The sequence below is a fragment of the Pseudomonas sp. HMSC065H01 genome, from assembly GCF_001815235.1.
Taxonomy (GTDB): Bacteria; Pseudomonadota; Gammaproteobacteria; order Pseudomonadales; family Pseudomonadaceae; genus Pseudomonas; species Pseudomonas aeruginosa.
Map to the genome: position 1 here is coordinate 108,469 of NZ_KV819855.1, position 16,343 is coordinate 124,811.

The 16,343-nt window shown below is 66.7% G+C and carries 18 protein-coding genes; 11 read left to right on the forward strand and 7 right to left on the reverse strand.

Going from position 1 to position 16,343, the window contains the following annotated elements; genetic code table 11:
- On the reverse strand, positions 1-1,372 hold a 1,372-nt coding region (locus HMPREF3014_RS06125), incomplete at its 3' end, for an acyl-CoA dehydrogenase family protein (protein ID WP_070753826.1).
- Positions 1,373-1,502: 130 nt separating this feature from the next.
- Here HMPREF3014_RS06125 and HMPREF3014_RS06130 point away from each other — a divergent pair.
- From HMPREF3014_RS06130 to HMPREF3014_RS06140, 3 genes are all read left to right on the forward strand, one after another.
- Positions 1,503-1,952 (forward strand): MarR family winged helix-turn-helix transcriptional regulator, encoded by a 450-nt coding sequence (locus tag HMPREF3014_RS06130; protein ID WP_010895547.1) that lies wholly within the window; start codon positions 1,503-1,505, stop codon positions 1,950-1,952.
- A gap of 73 nt (positions 1,953-2,025) precedes the next feature.
- Positions 2,026-3,225 carry an MFS transporter gene (locus tag HMPREF3014_RS06135; RefSeq protein ID WP_003449467.1) on the forward strand — a complete coding sequence of 400 codons (1,200 nt, stop codon included), beginning with the start codon at positions 2,026-2,028 and terminating at the stop codon, positions 3,223-3,225.
- 164 nt (positions 3,226-3,389) lie between these two features.
- On the forward strand, positions 3,390-3,944 hold the full coding sequence (locus HMPREF3014_RS06140) for a glutathione peroxidase (protein WP_003082631.1): 555 nt from the start codon (positions 3,390-3,392) through the stop codon (positions 3,942-3,944).
- A 58-nt stretch (positions 3,945-4,002) separates the two neighbouring features.
- On the opposite strand, the gene HMPREF3014_RS06145 is transcribed toward HMPREF3014_RS06140, so the two are convergent.
- The 3 genes from HMPREF3014_RS06145 to HMPREF3014_RS06155 all read right to left on the reverse strand — a co-directional run bounded on the left by HMPREF3014_RS06145 (position 4,003) and on the right by HMPREF3014_RS06155 (position 6,777).
- On the reverse strand, positions 4,003-5,277 hold the full coding sequence (locus HMPREF3014_RS06145; protein WP_003082638.1) for an outer membrane protein transport protein: 1,275 nt from the start codon (positions 5,275-5,277) through the stop codon (positions 4,003-4,005).
- Between the two features lie 205 nt (positions 5,278-5,482).
- The gene (locus tag HMPREF3014_RS06150) at positions 5,483-5,962 is read right to left on the reverse strand and encodes a hypothetical protein (RefSeq protein ID WP_003082640.1); all 480 of its coding nucleotides are present in this window, start codon (positions 5,960-5,962) and stop codon (positions 5,483-5,485) included.
- A 221-nt stretch (positions 5,963-6,183) separates the two neighbouring features.
- Positions 6,184-6,777, reverse strand: a complete 594-nt coding sequence (locus tag HMPREF3014_RS06155; protein ID WP_016253681.1) for a TetR family transcriptional regulator — start codon at positions 6,775-6,777, stop codon at positions 6,184-6,186.
- Positions 6,778-6,888: 111 nt separating this feature from the next.
- Between HMPREF3014_RS06155 and HMPREF3014_RS06160 the strand changes: the two genes are divergently transcribed.
- Complete coding sequence (locus HMPREF3014_RS06160; protein ID WP_003116035.1) at positions 6,889-7,728, forward strand: alpha/beta hydrolase family protein; 840 nt, start codon at positions 6,889-6,891, stop codon at positions 7,726-7,728.
- A gap of 24 nt (positions 7,729-7,752) precedes the next feature.
- Here the strand turns inward: HMPREF3014_RS06160 and HMPREF3014_RS06165 are convergent, their stop codons facing one another.
- Together HMPREF3014_RS06165 and HMPREF3014_RS06170 are read right to left on the reverse strand one after the other, a co-directional pair.
- Positions 7,753-8,607: a sulfurtransferase gene (locus HMPREF3014_RS06165; RefSeq protein ID WP_023087637.1), complete on the reverse strand. Its 855-nt coding sequence runs from the start codon at positions 8,605-8,607 to the stop codon at positions 7,753-7,755.
- A gap of 300 nt (positions 8,608-8,907) precedes the next feature.
- Positions 8,908-9,969: an SMP-30/gluconolactonase/LRE family protein gene (locus HMPREF3014_RS06170; RefSeq protein ID WP_003116037.1), complete on the reverse strand. Its 1,062-nt coding sequence runs from the start codon at positions 9,967-9,969 to the stop codon at positions 8,908-8,910.
- A gap of 140 nt (positions 9,970-10,109) precedes the next feature.
- Between HMPREF3014_RS06170 and rnd the strand changes: the two genes are divergently transcribed.
- The 3 genes from rnd to HMPREF3014_RS06185 all read left to right on the forward strand — a co-directional run bounded on the left by rnd (position 10,110) and on the right by HMPREF3014_RS06185 (position 12,711).
- Complete coding sequence (gene rnd / locus HMPREF3014_RS06175) at positions 10,110-11,234, forward strand: ribonuclease D (RefSeq protein WP_003100123.1); 1,125 nt, start codon at positions 10,110-10,112, stop codon at positions 11,232-11,234.
- Positions 11,231-11,524, forward strand: coding sequence for a YcgL domain-containing protein (locus HMPREF3014_RS06180; RefSeq protein WP_003100122.1), 294 nt, complete (start codon positions 11,231-11,233; stop codon positions 11,522-11,524). The genes rnd and HMPREF3014_RS06180 overlap by 4 nt, the downstream gene beginning before the upstream one ends.
- 254 nt (positions 11,525-11,778) lie before the next feature.
- On the forward strand, positions 11,779-12,711 hold the full coding sequence (locus tag HMPREF3014_RS06185; RefSeq protein ID WP_003082652.1) for a D-2-hydroxyacid dehydrogenase: 933 nt from the start codon (positions 11,779-11,781) through the stop codon (positions 12,709-12,711).
- Between the two features lie 11 nt (positions 12,712-12,722).
- Here the strand turns inward: HMPREF3014_RS06185 and aitP are convergent, their stop codons facing one another.
- Positions 12,723-13,694, reverse strand: a complete 972-nt coding sequence (gene aitP, locus HMPREF3014_RS06190; protein ID WP_003082653.1) for a CDF family iron/cobalt efflux transporter AitP — start codon at positions 13,692-13,694, stop codon at positions 12,723-12,725.
- 67 nt (positions 13,695-13,761) lie between these two features.
- Here aitP and HMPREF3014_RS06195 point away from each other — a divergent pair, with 67 nt between their 5' ends.
- From HMPREF3014_RS06195 to HMPREF3014_RS06210, 4 genes are all read left to right on the forward strand, one after another.
- Entirely contained in the window at positions 13,762-14,037 is a 276-nt protein-coding gene (locus tag HMPREF3014_RS06195; RefSeq protein WP_003082658.1) for a metal/formaldehyde-sensitive transcriptional repressor, read from the forward strand.
- A gap of 76 nt (positions 14,038-14,113) precedes the next feature.
- On the forward strand, positions 14,114-14,563 hold the full coding sequence (locus HMPREF3014_RS06200) for a YcgN family cysteine cluster protein (RefSeq protein WP_003082662.1): 450 nt from the start codon (positions 14,114-14,116) through the stop codon (positions 14,561-14,563).
- Positions 14,564-14,711: 148 nt separating this feature from the next.
- Entirely contained in the window at positions 14,712-15,239 is a 528-nt protein-coding gene (locus HMPREF3014_RS06205) for an RNA polymerase sigma factor (RefSeq protein ID WP_003082669.1), read from the forward strand.
- On the forward strand, positions 15,236-16,219 hold the full coding sequence (locus tag HMPREF3014_RS06210) for a FecR family protein (RefSeq protein ID WP_023087636.1): 984 nt from the start codon (positions 15,236-15,238) through the stop codon (positions 16,217-16,219). The genes HMPREF3014_RS06205 and HMPREF3014_RS06210 overlap by 4 nt, the downstream gene beginning before the upstream one ends.
- The last annotated feature ends 124 nt before the right edge of the window (positions 16,220-16,343 follow it).

A 16,343-nucleotide genomic window follows, 5' to 3' on the forward strand; every position in this document is an offset into this window, starting at 1 on the left:
TGCGGCCGAGCAGGTCGAGGGCCTGGATGCCGGTGGTGCCTTCGTAGAGGGTGGCGATCCGCGCGTCGCGGACGATCTGCTCCATGCCGTGTTCGCGGATATAGCCGTGGCCGCCGAACACCTGCATGCCGAGGTTGGCGCTTTCCAGGCCGAGTTCGGTCAGGCAGCCCTTGAGGATCGGCGTGAGGAAGCCGAGCTTGTCGTCCCAGCGTTCGTATTCGGCGTCGTCGTTGCTGAGGATGCCCTGGATCATCCGGTCGGCGTACTGGGTGGCCAGGTAGACCAGCGCCCGGCCGCCTTCGGCGATGGCTTTCTGGGTCAGCAGCATGCGCCGCACGTCACCGTGGTGCATCAGGCTGTCGGCGACCTGGTCGGGTTCCTTGGTCCCGGAGAGCGCGCGCATGGAGCGGCGTTCGCGGGCGTAGGCGAGGGCGCCCTGGTAGGCCAGCTCGGCGGTGGCCACGCCCTGGATGGCGGTGCCGATGCGGGCGCTGTTCATGAAGGTGAACATGCATTCCAGGCCCTTGTTCGGCGGTCCGATGAGGAAGCCGGTGGCGCCGTCGAAGTTCATCACGCAGGTGGCCGAGGCCTTGATCCCCATCTTCTTCTCCAGCGCGCCGCAACTCACGCCGTTGCGCGGGCCGAGCGCGCCTCCTTCGCCGGGAAGGAACTTGGGCACGATGAACAGGGAAATGCCGCGGGTGCCCTTCGGTGCGTCCGGCAGGCGGGCGAGGACGATGTGGACGATGTTCTCGGTCAGGTCGTGTTCGCCGGAAGAGATGAATATCTTCGTCCCGCTGATGGCGTAGCTACCGTCGGGGTTGGCCTCGGCGCGGGTCTTCACCTGGCCGAGATCGGTGCCGCACTGCGGCTCGGTGAGGCACATGGTGCCGCCCCAGCGGCCCTCGGTGAGCGGAACCAGGTAGGTCTGCTTCTGTTCCTCGGTGCCGTGCTGCATCAGGGTGTTCATCGCGCCGAGGGAGAGGCCGGGATACATGGAGAACGGCCAGTTGGCTGTGCCCATCATCTCCTGCTTGAGCGCGCCGAGGCTCATCGGCAGGCCCTGGCCACCGTACTCCACCGGGTGCGAGAGGCCCTGCCAGCCGCCGGCGACATAGGCCTCGTAGGCTTCCTTGTAGCCCTTCGGCGTCCGTACTTCGCCGTTCTCCAGGTGGCAGCCTTCCTCGTCGCCGCTGTGGTAGAGCGGGGCGATCACTTCCTCGCAGAGCTTCGCGCATTCGCCGAGGATCGCATCGACCATGTCTGGCGTGGCTTCGGCTCCGTTGACCAGGTTGCGGTAATGCTCGGGGAAATCGAAGACTTCGTTGAGCAGGAAGCGCGTGTCGCGCAGCGGGGCTTTGTAAACGGGCATGGCTACCTCGGCGATGGATGGAGGGCGCCGGGTGCTCCCGGTCGCCGCTGACAGCGCGAGTTATAGGCCAGCGCCCGGCGTCCGGCCTTGGCAGGGGCAACAGGCGGCGTTGGCAGTTCGGACAATCCGCTTGACCGACGAGAGGTACGGGTATATACACGCATCCATGCTACCGACCCAATGCCTCTGTACCAAACTGCGTCGCGCCGCCCGCAGCGTTTCCCGCTTCTACGACGAGGCGCTGGCCGATACCGGCCTCAAGGTGGCGCAGTTTTCCCTGCTGCGGCACCTGCGGCGCCTGGACCGGCCGAGCATTTCCGAACTCGCCGAAGCCATGGGACTCGACCGCAGCACCCTCGGTCGCAACCTGCGGGTGCTGGAAGGCGACGGCCTGCTGCGCCTGACCGGTGGCGAGGACCAGCGCAACCGCCTGGTCGAGCTGACGCCTGCCGGGCTGGATGCCCTGGAGCGCGGAACGCCGGCCTGGGAAGATGCTCAGCGGCGTCTCGCCGGGCGCCTTGGCGAGGAGCGCAGCGGCGCCTTGGCGGCGTTGCTGGCGGAACTGGAGCGACTGGACTGACAACCGACGAAGCCTCTCGCCGAGGCGCTTCGTTCACGATAAAGCGGGTATATACCCGTAGATGGAGCGACCCATGCCGCGTGCCGCCTTCTGGATCCTGCTGTCCGGAGCCCTGATCCTCGCCCTGTCCCTCGGCGTGCGACATGGCTTCGGCCTGTTCCTCGCGCCGATGAGCGCCGACTTCGGCTGGGGCCGCGAAGTCTTCGCCTTCGCCATCGCCTTGCAGAACCTGGTCTGGGGCCTGGCCCAGCCGTTCACCGGGGCGCTCGCCGACCGCTACGGCGCGGCGCGGGCGGTGCTGGTGGGGGGCCTGCTGTACGCCCTCGGTCTGGTCCTGATGGGACTCTCGCAGTCGGCCACCGGGCTGTCGCTGAGCGCCGGCCTGCTGATCGGCCTGGGCCTTTCCGGCACCTCGTTCTCGGTGATCCTCGGCGCCGTCGGCCGCGCAGTGCCGGCGGAGCAGCGCAGCATGGCGATGGGTATCTCCAGCGCGGCCGGCTCCTTCGGCCAGTTCGCCATGCTGCCCGGTACCCTCGGCCTGATCGGCTGGCTGGGCTGGTCCTCGGCCCTGCTCGCCCTGGGCCTGCTGGTGGCGCTGATCGTGCCGCTGGCCGGGCTGATGAAGGATCGCCCGTTGCCGCCGCAGGGCCATGAACAGAGCCTCGGCGAAGCGCTGCGCGAGGCCTGCGCGCATTCCGGGTTCTGGCTGCTGGCGCTGGGCTTCTTCGTCTGCGGCTTCCAGGTGGTGTTCATCGGCGTACACCTGCCGGCCTACCTGGTCGACCAGCACCTGCCGGCGCAGGTCGGCACCACGGTGCTGGCGCTGGTCGGGCTGTTCAACGTGTTCGGCACCTACATCGCCGGCTGGCTCGGCGGGCGCTGGTCGAAGCCGCGCCTGCTGACCGCGCTGTACCTGGTGCGCGGGGTAGTGATCGTACTGTTCCTCTGGCTGCCTCTGAGCGTCTACAGCGCCTACGCCTTCGGCGTGGCCATGGGGCTGCTGTGGCTGTCCACGGTGCCCCTGACCAACGGCACCGTGGCGACCCTGTTCGGCGTGCGCAACCTGTCGATGCTCGGCGGCATTGTGTTCCTCTTCCACCAGTTGGGCGCCTTCCTCGGCGGCTGGCTGGGCGGGGTGGTCTACGACCGCACCGGCAGCTACGACCTGGTCTGGCAGTTGTCGATCCTGCTAAGCCTGCTCGCGGCGCTGCTCAACTGGCCGGTGCGCGAGCGTCCGGTGGCGCGCCTGCAGGTGGCCGGAGGCGCGGCGTGAAGCTGGCCTGGCTGCTCGCCGCCGGGGCGCTGCTGGGACTCGCCTGGTGGGGCTGGCAGCGTGGCGGACTGGCGCTGCTGGAACTGGGCATGGGCGCATGCTGATAGGTGGCGATAGGCGCGGGGAAGGGTAAGCTGGGACATTCGTCGCCAAGGAGCCATTCCATGAAACCTCGCGTGCTGTTGTCCGTCCTGGCGCTCGCCGGGCTGCCGCTGAGCGGCTGGGCCGCCGATTGCCCGGAACTGTTGCAGGGCCAGTTGACCAAGCTGCGTTCCAAGGAAAGCATCGATCTTTGCCAGCGTTACGCCGGCAAGCCGCTGGTGGTGGTCAACACTGCCAGCCACTGTGGCTTCACCCCGCAGTTCAAGGGGCTCGAGGCGCTCTACCAGCGTTACAAGGGGCAGGGCCTGGAAGTGCTCGGGGTACCTTCCGACGACTTCAAGCAGGAAGCCGCGGATACCGCCGAGACCGCGAAGATCTGCTATGGCAACTACGGCGTGACCTTCGCCATGACCCAGCCGCAGCACGTGCGCGGCGACGAGGCGATCCCGCTGTTCCGCCAGTTGGCCGAGCAGAGCGGCCAGGCGCCGCGCTGGAATTTCTACAAGTACGTGGTGGATCGCCAGGGCAGGGTGGTCGCGCAGTTCTCCAGCAAGACCACCCCGGACGATCCGCAGCTCCAGGCCGCCATCGAGAAGGCCATCGCCAGCCAGCCCTGAGGGTCGGCCAGGCATGAAAAAGCCGGGCATTGCCCGGCTTCTTCGTTGGCGCGTGCGATCAGAAACGATAGGTGACCTGGGCGGTCAGGCCATGCGCGCTGTTGTCGTACTTGGCGCTGTAGGCCGGCTGCAGGGCGCTGCCTTCCTGGTTGACGCCGGCGGTGGTTTCCCACAGGTAGGCGTAGGCCACGTCGACGGTCAGGTCCTGGTTCGGCGACCAGCCGGCACCGACGGTGAAGACCTTGCGGTCGCCCACCGGGATGCGCACGTTGCGGTCCTCGTTGGAGGTCGGCGACGGCTCGTAGGCAAAGCCGGTGCGCAGCACCCACTCCGGGGTGGCCTGGTAGGAGGTACCTACCGAGAAGGACCAGGTGTCGCGCCAGTTCAGGTCTTCGCCGATGGTGTTGAAGCCCAGGGCCTGGCCGAGCGCCGGTACGCCGCTGTTGCGCACCTCGATCTTCTCCAGGCGGCTCCAGCGGGTCCAGACGGCGCCCAGGTAGCCCGTCCACTTGTCGTCGAACTTGTGGGTGATGGAGGTATCCACCGATTCCGGCAGGGTGATGTCCAGCTTGGCATCGTACTTGCCATTCAGGCCCAGGGCACCCGGAGCGTTCTTCACTTCGGTGTTGCCGCCCAGGTGGTACTTGACCTTGGAGTGGTAGGTCAGGCCCCAGGTGGTGTCGTCGGTCAGGTCGACCATCACGCCGACGTTGTAGCCGATGGCGGTGTCGTCGCCCTTGATGTTGATCTTGGTATCGCCGTTGCTGCCGAGCAGGCCATTGGTGGCCAGGGTGTTCTTCAACTGGCCGTCGATGCGGTTGAAGGTCGGACCGAAGCCGACGGAAACCTTGTCGTTGATCTTCCAGGCGATGGTCGGCTGCACGGTGATCACCTGCACCTTGCTATAGGAGCCGTGGGAGCTGCCCATGAAGCCGTTTTCGTAATCGTTGATGATGCCGTAGGGCACGTAGATGCCCAGGCCGAAAGTGAAATCTTCGTTGATCGGCGTGGAGAAGTAGCCGAACGGTACGGCGGCCAGCGGTACCGAGTCGCCCTTGTTGCTGCCCTGGGCGGTGCTGTGGGCCTGGCTGATGTCGTCCTTGGCCTTGACGATGGCTAGACCGCCGCTGACTTCGGTGCGTTTCAGCTTGGACAGGCCGGCCGGGTTGCCGTAGATGGTGCTGGCATCGAGCGCGGACGAGGCGCGGCCGGCGTAGGCGGTGCCGGCGCCGCTGGCGCTCTGTTCGTTGATGGCGATGCCGTTGGCGAGGGTGTAGGTGGAGACAGCGCTAATGGTCAGTGCGAGAGAGGTTTTAAACCATATTGTTTTCATTGTTGGAGCAACTCCTGTGTATAACGGCGCGCAAACTACCAAGATTCCCAGACCGGCGCCAGTGTTCCGAAGTTCCGCAGGGTGCGGAACAGAGCGGTTGGCTCCGGTGCCAGTGAAGCGAAGGTAGCGCAACCGTTCGTGTCTGTATGTAAAAAATTTTCTGACCGGTTGGTCTGTTTCGGACGCGGGATTTTTCCATTCGCCGTCAGGCGACCTGGCTGAGGCTGCCGATGCAGCGTTGCCAGGCGTCGATGAACTCGTGCAGGCGACCGTGCGGCTGGAATACCTGGCGCCACACGCGAGCCTGGGCGAGGTGGTCGTGCTGGTCGGGCAGTGGCAGTCGCGCGGCTTCCACCAGCGACCAGGCGATGGCCGTGCTGTAGCGCAGGTTCACCGTCAGTTCCAGGTGCGGCGCGGCGAGGAAGGCATGCTGGCTGGCCAGGCCGCGGACCCGGCTGGCGCGCTCCGGGTCCAGCGCCAGGTACTGGTCCCAGAGCTGCTGGTGGCGTTCGCTGGCGATCCGGTACAGGCCGTGGCCACGGCGGTCGTCGAGGGCGCTCCCCAGCGCCGACTGGCAGGCCGCCGCGCCCAGCAGCAGCGCTTCGGCGGCGGGGCTGTGGCAGGACAGGTAGTCCAGGGTCGGGCGTATCACGTGCTGGCAAAGATCGTTGGCGGAAATACCCATGACGGCCTCGCGCAAGGTGGATCGGCGGGGCCGGGCAGTTTGGCAGCTTCTATTCCGATGGCCCCGCCGATAGCGGACTTAGCCGCTTGATTTGAAGTGTAGTGAAACAAGTCAGCTGTAAAGGACTGTTTTTAAATTGTTTCCAGCTTTAGAGAACGGCTGATATGCCCGCTGGAAATTAAACCGGCGTGTCCTTGCTTCGCTTGTGCTGGGCGGCATTCTCAGCCCCTGCGCAGGCTGTAGAGGAAGTCGCGGATGATGGCTTTCACTTCATTGGCCGCTTGCCGCTTGTTGCGTGCATCGCGAAGACTCATCGCGGCCTGGGTAAGGAAGCCGTAGAGTTGGCCGACCAGGGTTTCCCGGCGGTAGTCCTTGAGTTCGCCACTGGCCGCCAGTTCGTCCACCAGGCGCCCGACGTAGCGCAGCGTATGGCGCGAGTCGATGCGTTTCCATCGCTCCCAGCCGACGACCGTGATCACCTCCTGCAGCGACAGTTGCCGCTTGCCGCGCGCCATCACGCTGTCGATGAAGGCCTCGGCCAGCGCGGCGGCCTCCGCCCACTTGTCGACCTGCGCCGGCACCCTGTCCAGGTCCTCGGCGATCGTCCGTACCTGGCGTTCGTAGCATTCGGCGAGCAGTTCCTGCTTGCTGCCGAAGTGGTGGTAGAACGCGCCCTTGGTCACGCGCGCCTCGCGGGCGATGGCGTCGATGGAGACGCCGCCATAGCCATGTTCGATGAAGGCGGAGAGGGCGCTTTCCAGCAGCGCCTCGCGGGTCGCCTCGGCATTTTCCTGCTGCCTGCTCTTGACATTCATACTGCTGCCTTCTTACATACCGTCGGTATGTTCATGCTAGCACGCCTGGCGATCCGTCGAGCATTGCGTCCGTCCCGGCTGCTCGAACCCGCACGGCAAAGGAGAGCGCGAATGAGTACCGCAGTGGAGATCGCCTGCCGTGACGGTGTGCGCCTGGCCGGCGACCACTTCCCGGCCGTCGGCGATGCGCAGGGGAGCATCGTGGTGGCCTGCGCGCTCGGCGTCAGGCGCGCCTTCTACCAGCGCTTCGCCGTCCTGGCCGCGGCTTCCGGCTATGAGGTGCTGTTGTTCAGCTACCGCGGCAGCGAAGGCGACGACCCTGCCGTGGCTAGCTATCGCCTGGCCGACTGGGGACGCGAGGACATCGATGCGGCGCTGGCCTGGTGCCGAGCGCGCGCGCCGGAGCTACCGCGCTATTTCGTCGGCCACAGCATCGGCGCGCAGTTGCTCGGTCTGGCTGGTCAGGCCAGCGGATTGAGCGGCGCCGCGTTCGTCGCCGGTTCGTTTCCGTACTGGAGGCGCTGGCGAGGCAGGCAACGCTGGCAGATGTTCGGCCTGTTCTGCGTGGCGGTGCCGCTACTGACCGGACTGCTCCGACGCTTTCCCAGTCGTTTCTTCGGCCTCGGCAGCCTGGATATGCCGAGTCATTTCATGCGCGACTGGGCGCGCTGGGTGCGGCAGCCGGACTACCTCCTGGCACCGCGCTTCGGATTGCAGCGGCAGGGTTACGAGGCGCTGGACATCCCCGTCGCCAGCTTCCTGTTCGAGGACGACGACTACGTGCCGTGGGCTGCGGCGGAAAAGCTTCACCAGGTCTATGCCGCGGCGCACCTGGAGTTGCGTCGCAAGGGACGGGCCGAGGGGGCAGTCGGGCATTTCGGGCTGTTCCGCAACGAGGCGTTGCAGAAGGAGTTGCTCGACTACTTCAGGAAGCTGCCCGACGCGGCGTAAGCCGCGTCCGAGCGTATGGCGTCGTCAGTCGCCGGTGGCGACCGGGCGGCGCGGGTCGGTGATCCACTCGCTCCACGAGCCGGCGTAGAGGCGCGGAAGCGGGAAGCCGGCGAGGCTCAGGGCGAACAGGTTGTGGCAGGCGGTGACGCCGGAGCCGCAGTAGGCGACCAGCTCGTCCACCGGGCGACCGCGCAACAGGGCGGAGAACCGCTGGTGCAATTGTTCCGGCGGAAGGAAGCGGCCGTCGCTGCCAAGGTTGTCGGTGAAGGCGGCGCACTGGGCACCGGGAATGTGCCCGGCGACCGGATCTATGGGCTCGACTTCGCCACGGAAGCGCGGCTGCGCGCGAGCATCGAGCAGCGCCAGTCCGGGTTGGCCCAGTTGGGCCTGGAGGGTGGCGGCGTCGATCAGCAGCGAGGCATCGGGCTGGCCCTGGAAATCGCCGGGTCGAAGGCTGCTTTCGCCATTGGTCAGTGCCAGTCCCGCAGCCTTCCAGGCCGCCAGGCCGCCATCGAGGAGGTAGACCCCATCGCGCTTGCCCAGCCAATGCAACAGCCACCAGGCGCGGGCGGCGAATGCGCCGGGGCCGTCGTCGTAGAGCACCACCTGGCTATCCTGGCGCAGGCCCCAGGCTTGTAGCTTGAGCGCTAGCTCGGTGGGATCCGGCAGCGGATGACGACCGGTCACGCCCTTGCGCACGGGTGCGGAAAGATCCCGTTCGAGGTCGGCGAAATGCGCGCCGGGAATGTGGTTCTCCTGATAGACGCGAGCACCGTAGGACGGGTCTTCGAGGGCGAAACGGCAGTCGAGGACCAGCAGGTCGGGTTCGCTGAGGCGGGCGGCCAGTTGTTGCGCGGTCAGCAGTTGGGCGGACGACATCGCGGACTCCTTGGGTCGGGAAGCAAAGCCGGTGGCGAATGGGTGGATCATGCCCCTTGGACCGCGTCGCGTCATCCCGGCGTCGCGCGGCGAGGCGGAGAAATGGCGAAAGGAAAGGGCTGGCTCCAGGCGAGGAAGATTCCTACTCGGTCATCAGCCTCGCCCGGCAGCGGGGGATTTGTCCAGACATGCAGAATCGGCTCGTTCCGAGATACCCGCTCCTGTGTTCTATCCCTCGGGACGCTTGTCCGATTGGCTTGGCCCGACGCTTGCGCCGGGCTTTTTTTCGCCTCGGCTTTTTCAGGGAATCGCCAGACGGCCGATCCGATCGTTTTCCAGGCTGCCGAAGTAGAGCTGGTCGCCCACCGGCTTCGCCGAGGTGATCATGCGCAGGTGGTGGCCGCTGGTGTCGTGCAGGCTGCGGACGATCCTGCCCTGTTCGTCGATGGCGATGACCAGCCCGTAGGCGGTCGGCTTCGGCAGGAACATGCGCGGCAGCTTGGCCAGCTGCGCCTTCAGCCAGGGATGCCGGTGGAGGAAGTCGGCGTCGGCCTTGCGCGGGGTCGGCAGGGCCACCCAGAAGGTACCCTTGCGGTCGCCCTGGAGGTTGTCCGGCAAGCCCGGCAGGTTGTCGATGAACACCTCGTGCTGGCCGGCCTTCTCGCCTTTCAGCCAGTAGCGGGTGATGCGATAGCGGTAGGTCTCGTTGACCAGTACGAAGTCCTCGTTTGCCGAGAGTGCCACGCCATTGGCGAAGTACAGGTCCTTGAGCAGCACCTCGGTCTTGCCGGTGGACGGGTCGTAGCGCAGCAGGCGGCCGTGCGGTCGGGCCTCGAGCAGGTCGAGGATGTAGTCGGGCTGGTGGAACTTGCTGGAAGCGTCGCTGAAATAGATGCGGCCGTCGCTGGCGATGTCGAGGTCGTCGGTGAAGGCGAAGGGGACGCCGTCGGCCTCGGTGGCGAGGGTTTCCACCTTGCCTTGCGGATCGATGCGCAGCAGGCCTTTCCAGGCGTCGGCGAGGATCAGGTTGCCGGCGGCATCGAAGTCCATGCCCAGCGGGCGGCCGCCGGTGTCGACGAAGGTCTCGACCTTGCCGCTGGCCTCCAGGCGTACCACGCGGCCGTCGGCGAGACCGGCATAGACGCGGCCCTGGCTGTCCACGGCGGTGTCCTCGGGGCCGTGCAACTGGCCCTGGCCAAGCAGCTCGGCCTTCATCAGGGTGTCGTTGGGTTCGAGGACCCCGGTCATCTGCGGAGCGGCCGGAGCATCCCAGGCGAGCGGGTCGATCGGGCTGGTCTTCAGGGCCAGGTAAAGAGCCGCGCCAGCCAGCAGGAGGACGATTATTCCGCTGAGCTTCTTCATGCAGTTCCCTTGTTCGGATTGTCGGACAAAGGGCGGAGTATGGACATTCGCTACGCTCATCGGCAAGCGCGGTGCCGAGCGGAATGCTCGCATGGCGCCAGGCTCTATATAATGCGCCGCACTTGACCAAGGAGATGTTCGTGACCGCGCCCGAAATCCAGTGGATCCGCGATGATGCCAGCCTGGCGCAGCAATGCCGGGAATGGCGCACACAGCCGTACCTCGCGCTCGATACCGAGTTCATGCGCGTCGATACCTTCTATCCCGCGGCCGGTCTGGTGCAGGTGGGCGATGGCCGGCAGGAGTGGCTGATCGATCCGCTGCTGATCCAGGACTGGAGCCCCTTCGCCGAGCTGCTCGAAGACGAGCGGGTGGTGAAGGTGCTGCATGCCTGCAGCGAAGACCTCGAGGTGTTCCTGCGCCTCACCGGCAGCCTGCCGGTGCCGCTGTTCGATACGCAGTTGGCCGCCGCCTATCTCGGCATGGCCCATTCGATGGGCTACTCGAAGCTGGTGAAGGAGGTGCTGGACATCGACCTGCCCAAGGACGAGACCCGTTCCGACTGGTTGCAACGGCCGCTCACCGAGATGCAGATGCGCTACGCCGCCGACGACGTCCAGCACCTCGCCCAGGTCTACCTGGCCCTGGATGCGCGGCTGAGCGAGGAGAAACGCGCCTGGCTGCTGGAGGACGGCGCCGAACTGGTCGCCAACCTCTGCCGCGAGAGCGATCCGCGCGAGGCCTACCGCGAGGTCAAGCTGGGTTGGCGGCTGCGTCCGCAGCAACTGGCGGTGCTCCGCGAACTCTGCGCCTGGCGCGAGGAGCAGGCACGCCTGCGCAACCGGCCGCGCAACCACGTGCTGCGCGAACGCACCCTGTGGCCGCTGGCGCGCCTGCTGCCGAAGAACAAGACCGACCTGGCGGCGATCGAGGACATGCATCCGCGCACCGTGCGCCAGGACGGCGACTTCCTCATCGAACTGATCGCCCAGGCTGCGCGCCTGCCGCAGAGCGAATGGCCCGAGGCGCTGCCCGAGCCGCTGCCGCCGGAGGTCACCCCGCTGCTCAAGAGCCTGCGCGCCATCGGCCAGCGCGAAGCGGAGACCCTGGGCATGGCGCCCGAACTGATGCTGCGCAAGAAAGTCCTCGAGGCACTGCTCAAGAGCGGCTATCCCGACGGTCCCTACGAACTGCCCGATTCCCTCCGCGGCTGGCGCCGCGAACGCATGGGCCAGGCCCTGCTGGACGCCCTGGAGAGCGCATGAAACGAATCTGTTCCGTCTACAAGAGCCCGCGCAAGAGCGAGATGTACCTCTATGTCGACAAGCGCGAGGCGTTGAGCCGCGTGCCCGAGGCCCTGCTGGTGCCGTTCGGCGCGCCGCAACATGTCTTCGACCTGCTGCTCACCCCCGAGCGCCAACTGGCCCGCGAGGATGTCGCCAAGGTCCTGGAGAACATCGAGAAGCAGGGCTTCCACTTGCAGATGCCGCCGGGCGAAGAAGAGTACATCGAGCATCTCCCGGAAGAGTTGCTGCGCATGAACGACCCGCTCTGACGCGAGCCGTACCCCGCTGGCGCCGGCTTCCCGGCGCCACTTTCACGACGTGAAACCCGCTCTGTGCAAGGTTGCGCCTTCGGTGCATGATGTCCGCAAGATGTCGCACGATAGCGGAACCCCTGGCAGCGACCGTGGTCTACCAGCGCCAAACCTGCTGCTCTCGAGGGCTTCCCTCCAGGAGCCGTGATGCATGAAAGAACAATATTCTCCGGCCTGATCGCCAGCCCTTGTCCGGCTTGGCAGTGTGACCCATGCGCTTGCTGATTCTCGAACGTGACCACGCTCTCTATGCCGCGCTGCTGATGGCGGCCGACCCCAGCCTGAAGGTGGTGGCGGGGGACGATCCCCTGCAACTCATCGACGCCGCCAGCGAGTGCTCGATCTGGCTCGGCCAGCCCGACCTGGTGGCGCAGATGCTGCGCCAGGGCGTGCATCCGGTCTGGGTGCAGTCGACCTGGGCGGGCATCACGCCGCTGCTGGCCGCCGACCTGCCGAAGGACTACAGCCTGACACGCGCGGTAGGCATCTTCGGCCAGGTGATGAGCGAATACCTGCTGACCTATATGCTCGCCCACGAGCGCCAGTTCCTCGGTCGCCTGGCCAGCCAGGTCGGTTCGCAATGGGATAGCCGCACGCCTGGCGGGTTGCGTGGCCGGCAGGTGGTGATCGTGGGCACCGGGGAGATCGGCCAGGCGGTGGCGCATACCCTGTCCGGCTTCGGCATGGACCTGACCGGGGTGGCGAAGAATCCGCGTTCGCTGGTGCCGTTCAACCGCATGGGGTCGCTCGACGACCTCGGTCGCCTGGTGGAGACGGCCGACTACCTGATCAACCTGCTGCCCGACACCCCCGATACCCACGACATCTACGACCGTGCGCTGTTCGCCCGGCTCAAGCCCACGGCGCTGTTCATCAATGCCGGGCGTGGTGTCGCGGTGGTGGACGCCGACCTGGTGGCGGCACTGGAGAACAACCAACTGGCCGGCGCGGTGATCGACGTCTGCCGCGAAGAGCCGCTGCCGGCCAACCACCTGTTCTGGCATACCCCGCGCCTCTTGCTGACCGGGCACACCGCCGCGCCGACCCTGCCGGGGGCGATGGTCGAACTGTTCCGCGACAACCTCGCGCGCTTCTGGGCGGGTACCGCCATGCGCGGCGAGGTGGACTTCGCTCGCGGCTACTGAGCCGCGTTCCCTCAGGCGGCGAGCGGGAGCAGCGGGTTCACCTCGACGGTGATGTGCACCAGTTCCTCATGCTCGGCCAGGCGGCGCTTGAAATAGTCGGCGCTGCCTTCCTCGGTGGTCAGCAGACTCAGCAGGCAGGCGTACTTGCCCTGGCCGACCTGCCACAGGTGCAGGTCGAGCAGTTCCGCCGGCAGCGGGCTGCTGGCGATCGCCGCGCGGATTTCCGCAGCCACCGGCGCGTCCATCTGCGCATCCAGCAATACCCGGCTGCTCTGCCGGATCAGGCCGCATGCCCAGACACTGACCAGTACCGCGCCGACGATACCCATCAGCGGGTCCAGCCAGGCCGCGTTCCACAGCAGGCCGCCGGCCAGCGCGACGATCGCCAGCAGCGAGGTGGCGGCATCCGCCAGCACGTGCAGGTAGGCGGCGCGCAGATTCAGATCGTGCCGGTGGGCATGATGGTCGTGGTGGTGGTGGTGGTGGTGGTGGTGGTGGTGCGAGTGGCCGTGCCCGTGGTGGGCATGGCCGTCGCGCAGCAGCCAGGCGCAGGCGAGATTGACCAGCAGGCCGAGCGCGGCGACCAGCATCGCCTGCTGGTAGTGGATCGGGCTGGGGTCGAGCAGGCGTTCGACCGATTGGTAGAGCATCAGCCCGGCCACCAGCAGAAGCAGCAGGGCGCTGGTGTAGCTGCCGAGCACCTCGATCTTCCAGGTACCGAAGCTGAAGCGCGGGTCGTTGGCATAGCGCCGCGCGGCGCCGTAGGCGAGTACCGCAAGACCCAGGGCCAGGGCATGGGAGCTCATGTGCCAGCCGTCGGCGAGCAGGGCCATGGAGTTGAACAGCCAGCCGCCGGCGATTTCCGCGACCATCATGCAGGCGGTGAGCAATACCGCCCAGCGCGTGTTGCGCTCGGCCAGCGGGTTGCCCTGGTCGAACCGATGGGAATGGCGCAGGGGCTGGGTAGTCGGGGTGCCGGGCATTTGCTACTGTCCTGTCGAGACGTCGAAAATATACTATACCCCAGTATATTACCTTGAGGAGAGAGCGGTGGCCCATACCATCCATGGGAAGAAGAAGCTCCTGGCGCGGGTGCGCCGCATCGCCGGGCAGACCCGGGCGCTGGAGCAGGCGCTGGAAGAGGGCAGCGAATGCGCGGCGGTGCTGCAACAGATCGCGGCGATCCGCGGTGCGGTGAACGGCCTGATGAACGAAGTGCTGGAGGGGCACATCCGCGAACACCTCGGCGCCGAGCAGGCGAGCGCGGAGCAGCGTCGCGAAGACCTGGAGCTGGTGGTGACCGCGCTGCGCTCCTACCTGAAGTAGCCATGTGCCGGCCGGTGCTTGGCCTGGAAGGGGCGGGGGACTAGACTATCGCGCCTTTTCACCAGCCCCCGATGCCATGGCCGCCAAAGTCGAACCCTTCTGGAAACGCAAGACCCTCGCCCAACTCGACCAGGACGAGTGGGAGTCGCTGTGCGACGGTTGCGGCTTGTGCTGCCTGCAGAAGCTCGAGGACGAGGACGACGGCAGCGTCTACTACACGCGTATCGCCTGCAAGCTGCTCGACCTGCAAAGCTGCCGCTGCACCAACTACGCCGAGCGCATCCGTTTCGTCCCCGACTGTATCCAGCTCACCCCGGCGCAGGCCGACGAGTTCCAGTGGTTGCCGCCGACCTGCGGCTATCGCCTGGTTGCCGAAGGCAAGGACCTGCCGCTCTGGCACCACCTGGTCTGCGGCGACCCGGAGCGGGTCCACAAGGAACGCATTTCCCAGTCCGGGCGCATGCTCAGCGAGACCCAGGTGGCCGAGGACGACTGGGAGGACTACCTGATCTTCCGCGCCGGCTGAGCTCGCGTCCGTCGCACTTCCTTACCTTGTGAAATGATATGTATTATCATTCGCATATTTGCAAGGGACTTCCGTATCCGACGGAAGCGGGGAGGCGAGGTGTTGCAGCGGGTCAACGGCGCGGGGGGCGCCGCCGGAGGATGCACGGATGGATGAGCGCTTCCGTGGTTCCGTCTCGCATGCCTATCAGGCGTTCCATGGCGAGTTGCTGCGCTTCCTGCGCAAGCACCTGGGCAGTTCGGCGGACGCCGCCGACCTCGCCCAGGATACTTTCGCCCAGTGGCTGAAATGGCCGGGCCGGCAATCGGTCGAGCAGCCGCGCGCATTTCTTTTCCAGATCGCCCGCAACCTGTTGCGCGACCATTGGCGCCGGCAGCAGAGCCGCGGCCAGGATCTCGACCGGCCGGCGGCGAACGACGAACCCGCCGCGCTGGAAGGCGAGGCGGCCGGGCCGGGGGAGCGTTTCGAACAGCAGCAGCGCCTCAGCCACCTGGCGGCCGCGCTGGCCGAGCTGCCGCCGCGGCGGCGCGAAGCGTTCGTCCTGCACAAGTTCGACGGCCTGTCCCAGGTCGAAGTGGCCGAGCGCATGGGAATCTCCCTGAGCATGGTGGAAAAGCACATCGCCAGCGCCTTGCTGCACTGCAAGCGGCGGCTTGGCCAGGGAGGCGAAGGATGAAGCCGCTGGAACGACTGGAACCGCTGTTCGCAGACGAAACCGAAGAGGACATCGATCACCGCGCCGCCTACTGGTTCAGCCGGCGTCGTTCCGGGCATTTCAGCGCTGCCTGCCGGGCCGAGCTGGAGGATTGGCTACGCGCCGATCCGCGCCATCGCGAAGCGCTCGAGGGCATGGAGCGGCTCTGGCGCGAGTTCGACGGCCTGCCGCGCCCGGCGCTGAACGATATTCCCGAGCCGGTGCCGGCCTGGCGCCTGCCACGGGCGCTGGCGGCGGCGTTCTTCGTGTTCTGCGCGCTGCTCGTCGCCACCCTGTTCTGGCGCGACCAGTCGCTCGGACCGAACCTCGCCTACGGCACGGCACCTGGCGAGCAGCGCGAGGTGGTCCTGGCGGACGGATCGAAGCTGTTCCTCGACGTCGATACCCAGGTGCAGGTGCGTTACGCCGAGCGCACCCGCGACGTGCTGTTGAAGAAAGGCGAGGTGTTCTTCGTGGTCAGCCACGATCCGGCCCGGCCTTTCCGGGTCGGCAGCGGCGACAGCCGGGTCACCGTACTCGGTACCCAGTTCAGCGTCCGGCGCAACGCGCAGGCCCTCGCCGTGGCGGTGAAACAGGGGCGCGTGGCGTTGCAGCCGTCCCTGGAGAAGGATGCCGAACATGTGCTGCTGGCTGGCGACAGCGCGCGCCTGGACCTCGTCGACCAGCGCCTGGAACTCGGCCATGTGGCGCCGGAGCAGGTCGCCAGTTGGCGCGATGGGCAACTGGTGTTCCGCGACAAGCCGCTGGGCGAACTGGTGGAGGAACTGTCGCGCTATCGTGCCGCGCCGATCCGCCTGGGAGATCCCCGGCTTGCCGGCAAGCGGGTCTCCGGTACGGTGCGGATCGCCCGCCCCGACGATTTTCTCCTCGCCCTGCCGGCGCTATTGCCGGTGCGGGTGCAGCCGCAGGCTGGTGGCGAGGTGCTGATCCTGGCGCGCTGAGGCGCGTCGTCAGCATTAATGAAAATATTTTTCATTCGCATATGTGGGTTTTTCTCCCTGCTGCGTCTTCTCTGCTGTCCGTCGCCGCTGCCGGCGACATCCAGCAGTCACTTGGGGAGAGTTC

What these genes read in the sequence shown, in the direction of transcription:
- HMPREF3014_RS06155 (WP_016253681.1), bottom strand. Translation starts at nt 6,777, where the DNA reads ATGAATGTCAAGAGCAGGCAGCAGGAAAATGCCGAGGCGACCCGCGAG.
- HMPREF3014_RS06140 (WP_003082631.1), top strand. Translation starts at nt 3,390, where the DNA reads ATGAAACCTCGCGTGCTGTTGTCCGTCCTGGCGCTCGCCGGGCTGCCG.
- HMPREF3014_RS06135 (WP_003449467.1), top strand. Translation starts at nt 2,026, where the DNA reads ATGCCGCGTGCCGCCTTCTGGATCCTGCTGTCCGGAGCCCTGATCCTC.
- HMPREF3014_RS06160 (WP_003116035.1), top strand. Translation starts at nt 6,889, where the DNA reads ATGAGTACCGCAGTGGAGATCGCCTGCCGTGACGGTGTGCGCCTGGCC.
- HMPREF3014_RS06165 (WP_023087637.1), bottom strand. Translation starts at nt 8,607, where the DNA reads ATGTCGTCCGCCCAACTGCTGACCGCGCAACAACTGGCCGCCCGCCTC.
- HMPREF3014_RS06205 (WP_003082669.1), top strand. Translation starts at nt 14,712, where the DNA reads ATGGATGAGCGCTTCCGTGGTTCCGTCTCGCATGCCTATCAGGCGTTC.
- aitP (WP_003082653.1), bottom strand. Translation starts at nt 13,694, where the DNA reads ATGCCCGGCACCCCGACTACCCAGCCCCTGCGCCATTCCCATCGGTTC.
- HMPREF3014_RS06185 (WP_003082652.1), top strand. Translation starts at nt 11,779, where the DNA reads ATGCGCTTGCTGATTCTCGAACGTGACCACGCTCTCTATGCCGCGCTG.
- HMPREF3014_RS06200 (WP_003082662.1), top strand. Translation starts at nt 14,114, where the DNA reads ATGGCCGCCAAAGTCGAACCCTTCTGGAAACGCAAGACCCTCGCCCAA.
- HMPREF3014_RS06145 (WP_003082638.1), bottom strand. Translation starts at nt 5,277, where the DNA reads ATGAAAACAATATGGTTTAAAACCTCTCTCGCACTGACCATTAGCGCT.
- HMPREF3014_RS06150 (WP_003082640.1), bottom strand. Translation starts at nt 5,962, where the DNA reads ATGGGTATTTCCGCCAACGATCTTTGCCAGCACGTGATACGCCCGACC.
- HMPREF3014_RS06180 (WP_003100122.1), top strand. Translation starts at nt 11,231, where the DNA reads ATGAAACGAATCTGTTCCGTCTACAAGAGCCCGCGCAAGAGCGAGATG.
- HMPREF3014_RS06170 (WP_003116037.1), bottom strand. Translation starts at nt 9,969, where the DNA reads ATGAAGAAGCTCAGCGGAATAATCGTCCTCCTGCTGGCTGGCGCGGCT.
- HMPREF3014_RS06210 (WP_023087636.1), top strand. Translation starts at nt 15,236, where the DNA reads ATGAAGCCGCTGGAACGACTGGAACCGCTGTTCGCAGACGAAACCGAA.